This window comes from Croceicoccus bisphenolivorans, from assembly GCF_001634625.1.
Classification (GTDB): domain Bacteria; phylum Pseudomonadota; class Alphaproteobacteria; order Sphingomonadales; family Sphingomonadaceae; genus Croceicoccus; species Croceicoccus bisphenolivorans.
The window spans coordinates 235,498-249,696 of record NZ_LRSE01000002.1; the positions used below are offsets into that span (position 1 = coordinate 235,498).

General features: G+C 63.3%; 12 protein-coding genes. 8 read left to right on the top strand and 4 right to left on the bottom strand.

Annotation, left to right across the window (positions count from 1 at the left end):
- The 5 genes from aspS to mltG all read left to right on the top strand — a co-directional run bounded on the left by aspS (nucleotide 1) and on the right by mltG (nucleotide 5,661).
- A complete protein-coding gene (aspS, locus tag A7A77_RS02760) occupies nucleotides 1-1,818 on the top strand; it encodes an aspartate--tRNA ligase (protein WP_066553174.1) in 1,818 nt (605 codons plus the stop codon).
- A gap of 14 nt (nucleotides 1,819-1,832) precedes the next feature.
- Nucleotides 1,833-2,924 (top strand): hypothetical protein, encoded by a 1,092-nt coding sequence (locus tag A7A77_RS02765; protein ID WP_216635534.1) that lies wholly within the window; start codon nucleotides 1,833-1,835, stop codon nucleotides 2,922-2,924.
- Between the two features lie 136 nt (nucleotides 2,925-3,060).
- On the top strand, nucleotides 3,061-3,297 hold the full coding sequence (locus A7A77_RS02770; protein WP_047821044.1) for an acyl carrier protein: 237 nt from the start codon (nucleotides 3,061-3,063) through the stop codon (nucleotides 3,295-3,297).
- 124 nt (nucleotides 3,298-3,421) lie between these two features.
- Nucleotides 3,422-4,681: a beta-ketoacyl-ACP synthase II gene (fabF, locus tag A7A77_RS02775; RefSeq protein ID WP_066553179.1), complete on the top strand. Its 1,260-nt coding sequence runs from the start codon at nucleotides 3,422-3,424 to the stop codon at nucleotides 4,679-4,681.
- A 5-nt stretch (nucleotides 4,682-4,686) separates the two neighbouring features.
- Entirely contained in the window at nucleotides 4,687-5,661 is a 975-nt protein-coding gene (gene mltG, locus A7A77_RS02780) for an endolytic transglycosylase MltG (protein WP_066553180.1), read from the top strand.
- Here the strand turns inward: mltG and A7A77_RS02785 are convergent.
- From A7A77_RS02785 to pdeM, 3 genes are all read right to left on the bottom strand, one after another.
- A complete protein-coding gene (locus A7A77_RS02785) occupies nucleotides 5,658-7,073 on the bottom strand; it encodes an SLC13 family permease (RefSeq protein WP_066553182.1) in 1,416 nt (471 codons plus the stop codon). The genes mltG and A7A77_RS02785 overlap by 4 nt on opposite strands.
- Before the next feature lie 146 nt (nucleotides 7,074-7,219).
- The gene (gene infC / locus A7A77_RS02790; RefSeq protein WP_281179972.1) at nucleotides 7,220-7,762 is read right to left on the bottom strand and encodes a translation initiation factor IF-3; all 543 of its coding nucleotides are present in this window, start codon (nucleotides 7,760-7,762) and stop codon (nucleotides 7,220-7,222) included.
- 170 nt (nucleotides 7,763-7,932) lie between these two features.
- Complete coding sequence (gene pdeM / locus A7A77_RS02795) at nucleotides 7,933-8,646, bottom strand: ligase-associated DNA damage response endonuclease PdeM (RefSeq protein WP_066553194.1); 714 nt, start codon at nucleotides 8,644-8,646, stop codon at nucleotides 7,933-7,935.
- A 46-nt stretch (nucleotides 8,647-8,692) separates the two neighbouring features.
- On the opposite strand from pdeM, the gene hemF reads away from it, so the two are divergent.
- From hemF to A7A77_RS02810, 3 genes are all read left to right on the top strand, one after another.
- A complete protein-coding gene (hemF, locus tag A7A77_RS02800) occupies nucleotides 8,693-9,550 on the top strand; it encodes an oxygen-dependent coproporphyrinogen oxidase (RefSeq protein WP_066553195.1) in 858 nt (285 codons plus the stop codon).
- 161 nt (nucleotides 9,551-9,711) lie between these two features.
- Nucleotides 9,712-10,887: an MlaA family lipoprotein gene (locus A7A77_RS02805; protein ID WP_066553197.1), complete on the top strand. Its 1,176-nt coding sequence runs from the start codon at nucleotides 9,712-9,714 to the stop codon at nucleotides 10,885-10,887.
- A 120-nt stretch (nucleotides 10,888-11,007) separates the two neighbouring features.
- Nucleotides 11,008-13,098, top strand: coding sequence for a RelA/SpoT family protein (locus A7A77_RS02810; protein ID WP_066553199.1), 2,091 nt, complete (start codon nucleotides 11,008-11,010; stop codon nucleotides 13,096-13,098).
- Here A7A77_RS02810 and A7A77_RS02815 read toward each other — a convergent pair.
- Nucleotides 13,095-14,114 carry a peptidylprolyl isomerase gene (locus tag A7A77_RS02815; protein ID WP_245638369.1) on the bottom strand — a complete coding sequence of 340 codons (1,020 nt, stop codon included), beginning with the start codon at nucleotides 14,112-14,114 and terminating at the stop codon, nucleotides 13,095-13,097. The genes A7A77_RS02810 and A7A77_RS02815 overlap by 4 nt on opposite strands.
- Nucleotides 14,115-14,199: the final 85 nt, after the last annotated feature.

A 14,199-nucleotide genomic window follows, 5' to 3' on the forward strand; every position in this document is an offset into this window, starting at 1 on the left:
ATGCATCCCTATCGCACTCATACCTGCGGCCAGCTGACCGCCGCCAACGTCGGCGAAGAAGTCCGTATTTCCGGCTGGGTCCACCGCAAGCGCGACCACGGCGGCGTCCTGTTCGTCGACCTTCGCGACCATTACGGCATGACCCAGATCGTCGCCGACGAAGACAGCCCCGCGCTGGAAGTGCTGGACCGGCTGCGCGTGGAATCGGTTGTTACCATCGACGGCGTGGTCAAGGCGCGCACGCCATCGACGGTGAACGCCAACCTGTCGACCGGCGAGATCGAGGTCTTCGCCCGCGCGATCACCGTGCAGAGCCGCGCCGACGAACTGCCGATGCCCGTCGCCGGAGAGCAGGAGTATCCCGAGGAAATCCGCCTCAAGCACCGCTTCCTCGACTTGCGCCGCGACAAGATGCACGCGAACATCGTGCTGCGTTCGAAAGTCATCAGCAGCCTGCGCCGCCGCATGACCGATCAGGGCTTCCTTGAATACCAGACCCCGATCCTCACGGCATCCAGCCCCGAAGGCGCGCGCGACTTCCTCGTGCCCAGCCGCCTGCACGTGGGCAAGTTCTATGCGCTGCCGCAGGCGCCGCAGATGTTCAAGCAGATGCTGATGGTCAGCGGTTTCGACCGTTATTTCCAGATCGCACCCTGCTTCCGCGACGAGGATCTGCGTGCCGACCGCAGCCTCGAATTCTACCAGCTCGACTTCGAGATGAGCTACGTCACGCAGGAAGACGTGTTCCAGGCTCTGGAACCTGTTCTGGCCGGCGTGTTCGAGGAATTTGCGAACGGCTTCAGCGTTACGCCTTCGGGCAGCTTCCCGCGCATCCCTTATGCAGAGGCGATGCTGAAGTACGGCAGCGACAAGCCGGACTTGCGCAACCCGCTGATCATTTCCGACGTGTCCGGCCATTTCGAACAGTCGGGCTTCGGCTTGTTCGAGAAGATCGTCGGTTCGGGTGGCAAGGTCCGCGTGATCCCTGCGCCGAACACGGCGGACAAGAGCCGCAAGTTCTTCGACGACATGAACAACTGGGCTCGCGGTGAAGGTTTCGCAGGGCTTGGCTACGTCACCCGCAAGGGCGGCGAGTTCGGCGGCCCGATCGCGAAGAACCACGGTCCGGAACGGATGGAAGAGCTTTATAACGAGCTTGGCCTTGGCCCCGATGACGGGTTGTTCTTTGCCGCCGGCAAGGAAAAGGACGCGGCGAAGCTGGCCGGTGCCGCCCGTACCCGCGTCGGTGAGGAATTGGACTTGATTGAGCAGGGCTGCTTTAAGTTCTGCTGGATCGTCGACTTCCCGATGTACGAGTACGACGAGGACCTGAAGAAGATCGACTTCAGCCACAACCCCTTCTCGATGCCGCAGGGCGAGATGGAAGCGCTGGAGAGCAAGGACCCGCTCGACATCCTCGCGTGGCAGTACGACATCGTCTGCAACGGCTATGAACTGTCTTCGGGCGCGATCCGGAACCATCGTCCGGACATCATGTACAAGGCGTTCGAGATCGCCGGTTACTCGCAGGAGGAGGTCGACGCGAACTTCTCCGGCATGATCAACGCGTTCAAGTACGGCGCGCCGCCGCACGGCGGTTCGGCACCGGGCATTGACCGCATCGTCATGCTGCTGGCGGGCGAACAGGCGATCCGCGAAGTCATCGCCTTCCCGATGAACCAGCGCGGCGAGGACCTGATGATGCAGGCCCCCACCGTGGTCAGCCCCAAGCAGCTGCGCGAACTGCACATCCGCACGATCGAGCCGCCCAAGGCGACCGAGGCCGAAAAGGCCCGCGTCGACCAGATCGGCGACTGAGCGGTAGCACGTTGATGCAGGTCTTCGGGGGAATGGCCTTGCTGCGCGACTTTGTCGCAAGCCGCCGCGTGTTGCTGGCGCGGCTGGTCATCCTCCTGTGTCTTGTCCTTGCCGCGTGGTGGCAGTGGGACATCGCCGCGACCGATCGTACTCTGGCCGAAGAGCCGGCAAGCGCCGACTTTTCCGACATGCGGCTTTACGACGAAGTGGCCGGCAAGGTTGCTGCGGGTGAGGGTTACTACGCTGCGGCGACCGATTCGCATCGAAACCATGGCTATCCCACCAATCCGTGGTTTACGGTCAGGCTGCCGATGCTTGCCTATATGACCGCGTGGCTTGGCGTGGACGTGCTAAGTCTCTTGGCCAAATCACTGGTTGTTGCAGGGATGGTCGCGTGGTGGATCGCGTTCCACCATGCCGGGGCCAGGGTTGTAGAGGTCCTGCTTGCAGGCATCGCAGCCTTTGCTGGAGGGGCGATCGTATTCTACATGCCCGGCCTTCTTCATGAATTCTGGGCCGGGCTGTTCGTCTCGCTGGCCTTTGCCTGTTACCGGCCTGGAAGATCGAACGCTGCGATCGCGTTTGCCCTTATGGCATGCGCCATTCGTGAGTTTTCTGTCCTCGTGATCGGGACCGGGTTCATGCTTGCCGTGCTCGACAACCGCAAAGGAGAGGCGGCGAAGTGGTTTGCCGCCGGTACGCTCGTCACCGTGTTCTACGCCGTACACGCCATTTATGTGATGGGAGCGCGCCTTCCCGGTGACCTTTCATCGCAGGGGTGGTCGGGCATGATCGGGGCGATGCAGGCCGTTTACATGGTCACATCGAACAGCATCTTTCTGCTTCCCGGTCTGGCCGTCGGCGGTGTGCTCGCCCTGATGGCGATGGCCGGGTGGTTTGCTGTCGGAGCAAGGGCGTGGCTGGCGGTTCCCGTGCTCTTTGCGTGGTTGTTCGCGATCGCCGTGTTTTCGCGTCCGGAAAATCTCTACTGGTCGCAGTTCCTGCTGCCTTGGCTCCCTGTCGGACTGGTGCTGTTTCCGCGCTTGTGCATGGTGGCGTTGGGGCGCGGCGGATTGGATGGCGAAGCGGGCAAGCCGGTCGGATAAGCCCGTAGAGGCCATGTGCCCGGCAAGCGAAAGGCGTGCGCGGTTGTGGGCAGTGGCTCATTCCCCTTGCAACACGCAAAACGCTTGATTAGGGCGGCAACGAGTTTTTGCACCGCTTTAAGCGAGAGGGTTATCAATGAGCGATACCGAGGAACGCGTTAAGAAGATCGTCGTCGAGCACCTGGGCGTCGAAGCCGACAAGGTGACGATGGACGCCAGCTTCATCGACGACCTGGGCGCAGACAGTCTCGACATCGTCGAGCTGGTCATGGCTTTCGAGGAAGAATTCGGGGTCGAGATCCCGGACGACGCCGCCGAAAAGATCACGACCGTCGGCGACGCCGTGAAGTACATTGAAGAGCACAAGGGCTAATAACCCTTAGGTTCTGCCCGCCGCTTACGCGGATCGGGCCTTCAACGACAGGCTCGGCCCGCTGGGCTGGGCCTGTTGCGTTTGTAGCGGATTTGCCGCGAAGCTGATTACCGGAGAAGACTTGATGCGCCGTGTTGTCGTAACCGGACTTGGGCTGGTCACCCCGCTGGGTGCCGATGTCGAGACAAGCTGGAGCAACCTGATCGCCGGAAAAAGCGGCGCGGGCCAGATCACCCGTTTCGACACGTCGGACCAGAAGTGCACGATCGCGTGCGAGGTGAAGCCCGCCGATCACGAATATGGTTTCGACCCTGACAAGCGCGTCGATTTCAAGATCCGCCGTCAGGTCGATCCGTTCATCGTCTACGGCATCGATGCCGCAGGGCAGGCGCTGGAAGACGCCGGCCTGACCGAGATGGACGACGACATGAAGCTGCGCGCCGGTTGTTCGATCGGTTCGGGCATCGGCGGTCTGCCGGGCATCGAAAGCGAATCGCTGGTCCTTGCCAGCAAGGGGCCGGGCCGCGTCAGCCCGCACTTCGTGCATGGCCGCCTCATCAACCTGATCTCCGGTCAGGTTTCCATCAAGTATGGCCTGATGGGTCCGAACCACGCGGTCGTCACCGCTTGCTCGACCGGCGCGCACTCGATCGGCGATGCCGCGCGCATGATCAAGGACGGCGACGCCGACATCATGCTGGCGGGCGGTGCGGAAAGCACGATCTGCCCGATCGGCATTGCCGGTTTCGCGCAGGCCAAGGCGCTCAACTGTTCGTCCAACGACGCGCCGGAAAAGGCCAGCCGCCCCTATGACAAGGGCCGCGACGGTTTCGTCATGGGCGAGGGTGCCGGCGTTGTGGTGCTGGAAGAATACGAACACGCCAAGGCGCGCGGCGCGAAGATCTATGCCGAAGTCGTCGGCTATGGCCTGTCGGGCGATGCCTATCACGTGACTGCCCCGCACCCCGAAGGTAAGGGCGCGGAAAACGCGATGCGCATGGCGATGCGGAAGGCCGGCATGGAGCCGGGCGACATCGACTACGTCAACGCGCACGGCACCTCTACGATGGCCGATACGATCGAACTGGCCGCGGTAAAACGCGTGCTGGGCGACGATCTTGGCGGCGCTTCGATGAGCTCGACCAAGTCGGCTATCGGCCACCTGCTCGGCGGTGCCGGCGCGGTGGAAGCGATTTTCTGCATCCTCGCCATGCGCGACCAGATCGTGCCGCCAACGCTGAACCTCGACGATCCGGACGAGGGGACCGAAGGCGTCGATCTGGTGCCCAAGGTCTCGAAGAAGCGTGAGGTGAAGGCGGTGCTGAACAACTCGTTCGGGTTTGGCGGCACCAATGCCTCGCTGATCATGAAGGCAGTCGACTAAGCATCATGAAACGCGGTGTTCTGGTCCTTCTTGCGGCGGCATGCATTGCCGTCGCGGGGGTCGGCGCATGGTTCGCCTCCGGCTGGTATGGCGGCGCGGCGGTCGACAAGGACACTGCGTTCATCGTTCCTTCGGGCGCGACGCTGACTTCCGTGGCGGGCGAGCTTGAGGATCAGGGCCTGATCGGCTCTGCACAGGCGTTCCTGTTGCGCGCGAAGATCCTGGGCAGCGGTGATCCGGTGAAGGCGGGTGAATTCCTGCTGCCCGCAGGTTCCAGCCCCGCCACGATTCTCGATACCCTGCAGCATGGCGAAGTGATCCGCCGCATGGTGACTGTGCCGGAGGGAATGCCCTCTATCATGGTGCACGAACGGCTGATGGCCGAACCGCTGCTGACAGGCGAAGTGCCGGTGCCAGCCGAAGGCACGATCCTGCCCGACAGCTACGATTTCGAGCGGGGGGAGGCACGCACCGCCGTGCTTGGCCGGATGCAGCGGGCGATGAGCGATTTTCTCGCCGCAGAATGGCCGAAACGCGATGCAGGCATTCCGGTGAAGACCGTAAACGAGGCGCTGAGCCTTGCCGCCATTGTCGAAAAGGAAACCGGCGTGCCGGGCGAACGGCGCATGGTTGCCGGGCTCTATTCCAATCGTCTGAAGGTCGGCATGCGCCTGCAGGCGGACCCGACGATTATCTATCCGATCACGAAGGGCAAGCCGCTGGGCCGCCGCATCCGCCGGTCCGAAATCGACGCGGTGAACGGGTACAACACTTATTCCATGGACGGTCTGCCGCGCGGGCCAATCACCAATCCAGGGCGCGAATCGATCCTGGCCGTGCTGCATCCGGCGGACACGAAGGCTCTTTACATGGTTGCCGACGGATCGGGCGGGCATGCCTTTGCCGCATCGCTGTCGGCGCATAACGACAATGTGGTGAAGTGGCGTGCGATCCGCCGCCAGCGGGGCGAGATCGACTAGTCGATCAGGATTGCCACGGTCCAGATTACGCCGGGTAGCAGGATCACGCCAGCGACATCGAGCAGCAGTCCCGAACGGATCATCGCGGGCAGGGCCACGCGACCCGAACTCCACGCGATGGCATTGGGGCCGGTCCCTGCCGGCAGCATGAAGCCCCACGATGCCGCGATGGCGGCGGGCATGGCCAGCAGGATCGGATCGACGCCAAGTGCGGCGATCAGCCCCGCGACGACAGGGATGATGGCGCTGCCGGTCGCGACATTGCTGGCAAATTCGGTGATCACGATCACCAGCGCGCAGATCGCCATGGCCACGATGAACAGGGGAACTGCTTCCAGCGGGAGGAGCATCCGGCCCAGCCAGTCTGCCAACCCCGATGCACCCATGCCGCCCGCCAGCGCCAGCCCGCCGCCGAACAGCAACAGCACGTCCCACGGCGCGCGGTTCGCTTCTTTCCAGTTCAGCAGCGGGCGACCCGTGCCATCGGGCAGCACGAAAAGGATGAGCGCGGCGACGATGGCCACGGTCCCGTCGGTCAGTGAATCGTCGGGCAGCGCACCGGATACGAACGGCGCGACGAGCCAGCCGAGGAAGGCGAGGGCGATGATGACGCTCAGCCGTTTTTGCGGCGTGGTCCAGTGCGGATCGCAAGCCAGCGCCTCTCTGGCGGCATCGACGTCGAAGGGGTGGGTCGCGAGTTGCTGGACCCGCCCGATCAGCCATGCCGCCACCGGAAGCGAGATGGCCACCAGCGGCAGGCCGAATGCCATCCAGCGGGCAAAGCTGATTTGCACCCCCAGCATCTCGTCCAGCAGGGCAACCGCGATGGCGTTGGTGGGTGTGCCGACGATGGTGCCGAACCCGCCGATCGTCGCGGCAAAGGCGATGCCGATGGGCAGTGCGCCCGCGATACCGGTCTGGACGGGCTCATCGCCTTCTGGTGGAGAGCCTCCGGCAATCACGGCCAGTGCCATCGGCACCATGATCAGGGCCGAGGAGGTATTGCTGATCAGCATGGAGAGGAGGGCAGTCGCCCCCATGAAGGCCAGCAGCATTGAAAAGGCGCTGTGTCCGCCAAGGCGCACCAGTGCGCGCGCCAGCCTGCGGTGCAGCCCCGTCCGTTCGATGGCGAGTGCCAGCATCGCACCGCCAAGGATCAGGAAAATGGTCGGCGAGTAGTAGGATGCGGCCACCGTCTTGGCCGGAGATACCCCCGCCAGCGGCAGGACGACGAAGGGCAGCAGGGCCGTTGCGGACAGCGGGATCGCTTGTGTCATCCACCACGATGCCATCCACAGCACGAGGCCCGCGGTATGCCATGCCTGCGGCGTCATGCCCGCAGGCGCCGGCAGCACTATCGTCGCCGCCATGAATGCCAGCCCCAGCCAGAACCCGATCCGCGCACCGTTCATGTCAGCCAATTCCCCCTGTCCCTGTCGCAGGCTTAACGAGGTCGACGGCGAAGGGCAAAGGCAAGGGCATCGGGCAAGAGAAAAGCCCGGCGCCACCTAGGGCTGCCGGGCTTTCACTTGTTCGACCTGTTTCGGGCCGGAACGGCTTATTTGGGTGCGAGCACCATCACCATCTGGCGGCCTTCGAGGCGGGGAAACGCCTCTACCTTGGCGATTTCCTCCACATCCGCGCGCACGCGGTTCAGAAGGTCCAGCCCCAGTTCCTGGTGCGCCATTTCGCGTCCGCGGAAGCGCAGAGTGCATTTCACCTTGTCGCCATGTTCGAGGAACTTCACGACGTTGCGCATCTTCACGTCATAGTCGTGATCGTCGATGTTGGGACGCATCTTGATCTCTTTGAGTTCCTGCGTCTTTTGCGTCTTGCGCGCTGCGTTGGCCTTTTTCTGGGCTTCGTAGCGGTATTTGCCGACGTCGAGGAACTTGCAGACCGGCGGGTCCGCATTGGGAGAAACCTCGACCAGATCGAGGCCCACGTCTGCTGCGCGTTCGATGGCTTCGCGCGTGTACATCACCCCAAGGTTTTCGCCGTCGTCGTCGATGACGCGAACCTTGTCCGACTGAATCATGTTATTGAAGCGCGGTCCGCTCTTGACCGGCGGTTGAAGTGAGCGGCGGGGTGGACGTGATATGGGGCCTTCTCCTCAGGCAGTTGATAATCGACAGTATGAATATGGGAACCGCGCTGCGGTTTCGCAAACGGCCCCTCTCGGTGCGCGCTCTTATCGGGAAACTGCTCCGTGTTAAAGGGGCTAAGCGCGGTAAACCGTGCGGTTGTGCCCCAATTGATGCCGCAAAGTCGCTATGCGGCGTCTTTCCAGAGCGGGATTCGCAGCATTCGCCCCGCGGCGGGCACGATCGCATCGGCGGTGCTGGCCGGTTGCAGGGCAGCGCGGATCGCGGGATCGGCCGCGCTCATCCCCGCCGTCAGTGCGCCGAACGCGGGCAGGACCATGCGGTTCGCGCTGGCCACGGCGCAGGGGCGAACGATGCGACGCCCTTTCAGCGTGACCTGTATGCGCGGATGGAAATGGCCGGACAGTTCGGCCCGCGTTTCGCCCGCAACGGCCTGATGGCGCAGCAGGACGCCGCCCACCTCAAGCTCCGTCACTTGCGTGCCGCCCGGCGCCCGGCCCGCCAGCGCGCCTTCGGGCGCGTGCTTTTCATCGTGGTTGCCCGTGATCCAGACCCAGTCGACCGCGCGGGTCAGGGCATCGAGCATGCCCCGCGCATGCGGCTCCAGCCGGTCCGGTCCCTCTCCGTCATGGAAATTGTCGCCCAGCGTGAAGACGCGGCGCGCGCCGGTTGCCCGGATCGCATTGGCCACCCGTTCCAGCGTTTCGCGGCTGTCATACGGGGGCAGCGGTTGGCCGGTGCGCGCGTACCAGCTTGCCTTTTCAAGATGCAGGTCCGCGACCAGCAGGGCATTCTCTTTCGGCCAGAACAGCGCGCGGCCATCGACCATGCGCCATTCCTCTTCCATGAAGTGAAACGGTGCGAACGAAACGGGAACCATTCACCAGCTATTGCCGCAGCGCTCCAGCTTTGGCAAGCGACCTTGCATGACCGAGTGGAAAGACCAGACCGCCGCCGCGAAAGAGTGGTTCGAAGCCCTGCGCACCCGCATCTGCGCCGCGTTCGAGGCGATCGAGCGCGAGGCGGGCAGCGATGCCGCGTTCGAATATACCGCATGGGACCGGGAGGAGGACGGCAACGCCAATCCCGGCGGCGGCGTGCGCGCGGTGATGAAGGGCAAGGTGTTCGAGAAGGTCGGCGTCAACGTTTCCACCGTCCACGGCAGTTTCGCGCCGCAGTTCGCCGGAACGATCAACGGGGCCAGCCCGGAAAACCCCGAATTCACCGCCACCGGCATCAGCCTTGTCGCGCACATGGCAAATCCGCACGTGCCTGCCGTCCACATGAACACCCGCTTCCTGACGACGCAGGCGGCATGGTTCGGCGGCGGCGCGGATCTCAACCCGCCGATCCCCTATGCCGAGGATACGGACGACTTCCACGCCGCGTTCCGCGCGGCATGTGCCCGGCATAATCCGACTTATTACGACCGTTTTTCGAAGTGGGCGGACGAGTATTTCTTCATCCCGCACCGCAATGTCGCGCGCGGGGTTGGCGGAATCTTCTACGACCATCTGGAATGCGCCGACTTTGCCGCGTGGGAACGCAATTTCGCGTTCACCCGCGACGTGGGGGAGGCTTTCCTCGACGTTTTTCCGCGGCTGGTGCGGCGGCGCATGAATGCCGGGTGGGATGCGGCGGACAAGCAGCGCCAGCTGGAATGGCGCGGGCGCTATGCCGAATTCAACCTCGTCTACGATCGCGGCACGCTGTTCGGGTTGAAGACGGGCGGTAATATCGATGCGATCCTGATGAGCCTGCCGCCGGAAGCTTCGTGGTCCTGAACGCACTTGCGGGAACCGGATATTAACCACCGGTGTTTGAATACCGCACACAGGATCGCCTGACCGGTCTGGCGGATTGGCGGTCAATGCCATATGACCGTTGTGTTTCAGGGACTTCCCGCCGGGACAGGCAATCTGCCGCGCGGCTGCATGAGGGTTTGATGGTCGTATCCGTTCTCGCGCTGACTGTATCGCTTGCCCATCCGCGGGCGGCTTGCGCGCGCGACATCGATTGCGTTGCCCGCCCCGCCAGCCCCTCTGCCGATGCGGCGATGTTCTTCGACGAACCGGGCCATGCGCGATTCGATCTGGACCGCGTTCGGGCCGTGCAGGAAGAGCCCGCGCCCGATCCCGCCGGTTCGGCAGGATCGCCGGACGCCGTGGCCATCGCGCAAGAGGACGAACCCGATCCCGCCGAAGGTGACGAGAACGTCATCATCGTGGAGGGCGCGACCGAGGCACCGGCGGGCGATCCCGCCGAAAAGCTGAATGCCGCCACGTTCCAGGCGGTTCAGGCAGTCGATTCCGCAATCGTGGAGCCGATCGCCAACGCATACGACAAGGCTTTGCCGACCCCGCTGCGCAAGGGGCTTCGCAATTTCCTGCGCAATCTGGGTGAGCCGATCAGTTTCGTGAACTTCCTGCTTCAGCTGAAGCCGGGCAAGGCGATGAAGACGCTGGGCCGGTTCGCGATCAACACCACGATCGGCATCGCGGGCGTGTTCGACGTCGCTTCGAAAGAGCCGTTCGGGCTGGAATACGAATACAACGGCCTTGCCAATACGCTGGGCTATTATGGCGTGGGGCCGGGGCCTTATCTCTACCTGCCGTTCATCGGGGCGACCAGCCTGCGCGACCTGACCGGGCGCATGGTGGACTTTGTCGTGGTCCCCACGCTTGTCGGCAAGCCGTTCAACGATCCCTACATCGCGTTGCCGATCAGCACGCTGACCTCGCTCGAATCGCGGATCGACACCGATGCCGAGATCGACGCGATCCGTTCGAAATGCGGCGATCCTTATGCCGCCACTCGCGACCTCTATCTGATCCAGCGCCAAGTAGAGATCGACCGCCTGCGCGGCCGGGTGAGGGCAGACCTTGGCGAGCTTGAGGAACGGTTGGAATTCAACTGCGACATCGAGATCGAGACCGGCGTCGTTCCCAAAGGCAAGAAGGGCTTCATCGAGGGCAACACCACCTTGCTGAAGGGCGAGGAAGAGAATCTGCCGGAAGCCGATTCTACTGATGCGAAAAAGGCTGATGCCATAATCGAAGATACACCTGCCCACGACGCAGGCGCTGTTGAGATGGAGCCGGTTGAAGCGTCGAATCCCTAGCGGATTTGAGCTTCGCTGCGCTCTGATTTCCGACATCTGTTGCATTTCACGCAACTTGCCGTGGGCAGCTGCCGATTTCCCATTGCATCGCAGCAATCAATGGGCACATCCTAGGGCGAAATGCTGCGTCAGTACGAACTTGTCGAACGTGTAAAGGCCTACGATCCCGATGCGGACGAGGCGCTGCTCAACCGTGCCTATGTCTATACCGTGCAAAAGCACGGGACGCAGAAGCGCGCTTCGGGCGATCCGTATTTCAGCCACCCCGTCGAAGTGGCGGGTTTGATGACCGACCTGAAGCTCGATCAGGAAACGATCATCACCGCGCTGCTCCACGATACGGTGGAAGACACGCTCGCCACCATAGAGGACCTGGAGAAGAACTTCGGGCCGGATGTCGCACGGCTGGTCGACGGTGTGACCAAGCTGTCGAAGATCGAGCAAATGCCGGAAAACGAGCGCGCGGCGGAAAACCTGCGCAAGCTGTTCCTGGCGATGAGCGAGGACTTGCGCGTCCTGCTGGTGAAGCTGGCCGATCGGCTGCACAACATGCGCACGCTCCACTTCATCAAGAACGAGGACAAGCGCCGCCGCATCGCGCGCGAGACGATGGATATTTTCGCCCCGCTGGCAGAGCGGGTGGGCATGTACGAATACATGCGCGAGATGCAGTTGCTCTCTTTCGAGCAGCTGGAGCCGGCCGCCTATGCCACGATTACCGGCCGCCTAGCCCAGATCCGCAGCCAAGAGGGCGGGCAGGTCGACGAGATCGCCTTCCGCATCAAGCAGGCGCTGGCAGAAGGCGGCGTCAATGTAGAGGTTTCGGGGCGGGAGAAGCACCCGTTCTCGATCTGGAAGAAGATGGCCGAGCGCCACGTCAACTTCGAACAGATCACCGACATCATGGCCTTCCGCGTCGTGACCCAGTCGCCGGAGGACTGTTATCGCGCGCTTGGCGTGCTGCACCGGACGTGGTCGATGATACCGGGCAAGTTCAAGGACTATATCTCGACGCCCAAGTCTAACGGGTATCGGTCGCTTCACACCTCGCTCGTTTATGAAAACTCGATGCGGGTGGAAGTGCAGATCCGCACGCAGGAGATGCACCGTACCAACGAATTCGGCCTTGCCGCGCACTGGGCCTACAAGCAGGGCGGCGGTGCGCCGGACGGGCAGGTCGGCTGGCTGCGCGACCTGATCGAGATTCTCGACACCGCGGCGGACGCGGAAGAACTGCTCGAACAGACGAAGCTGGCGATCTATCAGGACCGCATCTTCGCCTTCACACCAAAGGGCGCGCTGTACCAGTTGCCGAAGGGCGCGACGCCGGTGGACTTCGCCTTTTCGGTCCATACCGACCTTGGCGCCAGCGCCGTGGGGTGCAAGATCAACGGGCGCCACATGCCGCTGCGCACGCCGCTGGCCAATGGCGACATCGTGGAGATCATCAAGGGCCCGGACAGCGAGCCACAACTCGGCTGGCTCTCCTTCGTCGTCACGGCCAAGGCGCGCGCGGCGATCCGCCGTTCCGTGCGGCAAAAGGAGCGGGACGAGACCGCGCGCATCGGGCACGAGCTTTACGATTCCATCGTTACGCGCATGCCCACCAAGATCGGCAAGAAGGCGCTGAACGGCGCGCTGAAGCGGCTGGACCTGGAGGACGAGACCGCCCTCATGCTGGCCATCGGCAATGCCAAGCTGACCGAAAAGGACGTGATGGAAGCGCTCGTCCCCGGCAGTGCGGCGGAACTGCCCGACGACAGTTTCTGGCAGGCACCGGCGCGTTCGGTACGCCTGCGCGGGCTGCCCAAGAACGCGGAGTTCTCGCTCTCCCCATGCTGTCATCCGGTTCCGGGAGACCGGATCGTGGGCGTGAAAAACGGGCGCAAGGTCGATGTCCACTCGATCGATTGCCTGACGCTGGCGGAAGAGGACGACAAGCGCTGGGTCGACTTGCAGTGGGACCCGCGCAGCGACGGGGCGACCGGCAACTTGCGCGTGATGCTATACAACCGGCTGGGCACGCTATCGGAAATGACCGGTGTTTTCGCGGCCAACCATGCCAACATCACCCAGCTAGGCCTGCAATCGCGCGACGACCTGTTCGGCACCTATCAGGTCGGCATCGAAGTGCGCGATCTTGCCCACCTGACGCGCATCATCAGTGCCCTGCGTGCGAGCGATGCGGTGGCGCAGGCGGACAGGATCTAGTCCGCGACAGGCTTGACCGGCACCGGCAGGTTGCAAACGTCTGCGCCGCCCGCCGGCACGGTGTAGAAGGCATCGTTGCGGTTGGCTTTCAGTTCGGCCCAGTGCGCAAAGCTGTCGCTATCGGGGTCGAGATAGCGGAAGCGGGGGCGCTCGCCCTCCGGCATCTCGCTGGAGAGGCGGACCGATACGATCGGGGTATATTCCGCCACGGTTTCGTAAACGCCTGCGGGGCCGGTCCCGCGCGGCAGGGTGGAGAGGTGTTCGATCCCGTCGATCACTTTGCCGACAACGGCGATGTTGCGATCAAGCTGGCGCGGGGCATGGCCGATCACGGCGTATAGCTCGGTTCCCGAACCCGCATCGGGTGCCAGCGACCGCGCAACGCCGACCGAACCGTAGCAATGCACCGGCCAGATGCGCGTCGGCCGGTTCACCCGCTCCCCGTCCGCATCGACTTGCGTTTCGAGGTCGCTTGCCACCGGCAGCCCGTTCGCAAAGCCGATCGCGCTGGAATAGGGATCGTTGAACCACGACCCGTCCTCACCCATGTCGTCGTATAGTTCCTCTGCCGGGCGGCGGCCGAACGATGCCCATAGCGTGTTCACGATGCCGGTTTGCCAGTCCAGCGCGTACCCGTCGGCACTGGTTTCAACCATGGCATCGGGCAAGTCCTTGCCATTCTCAACCGGACCTTCGCCCCATTGGACAACCCAGTTGTCGACCGAGCGGTAGACCGACATGCCGTCCCACCACTGCCCGCGAGCGAGAACACGGATGTTATGCGTCCACGTGCCCGAGAACGGTGCGGGGATCAGCTGGATCACGACATTGCGCGGTTTTCCGGCCTCATCGGGGGGTAGTGTCATCACCAACAGGTCGTCGGCGTCGATTTCGCGCCATTCATCATCCGTTGCTGCGTTCACGATATCGTCGGGAACCAGCGGTTCGGTCGTTTGAGCGATAGCGAGAGGCGCGCCAAGCGTTGCGGCAAGAAGCAGTGCGACCGGTTTCATCATGATCCGCTTGTCCCTCACGCTCCCACCGGGGTGCAACAGCGATCTGTCCGGCGGTCATGTGCAAATTCGCGAAATCCCTGCTTTG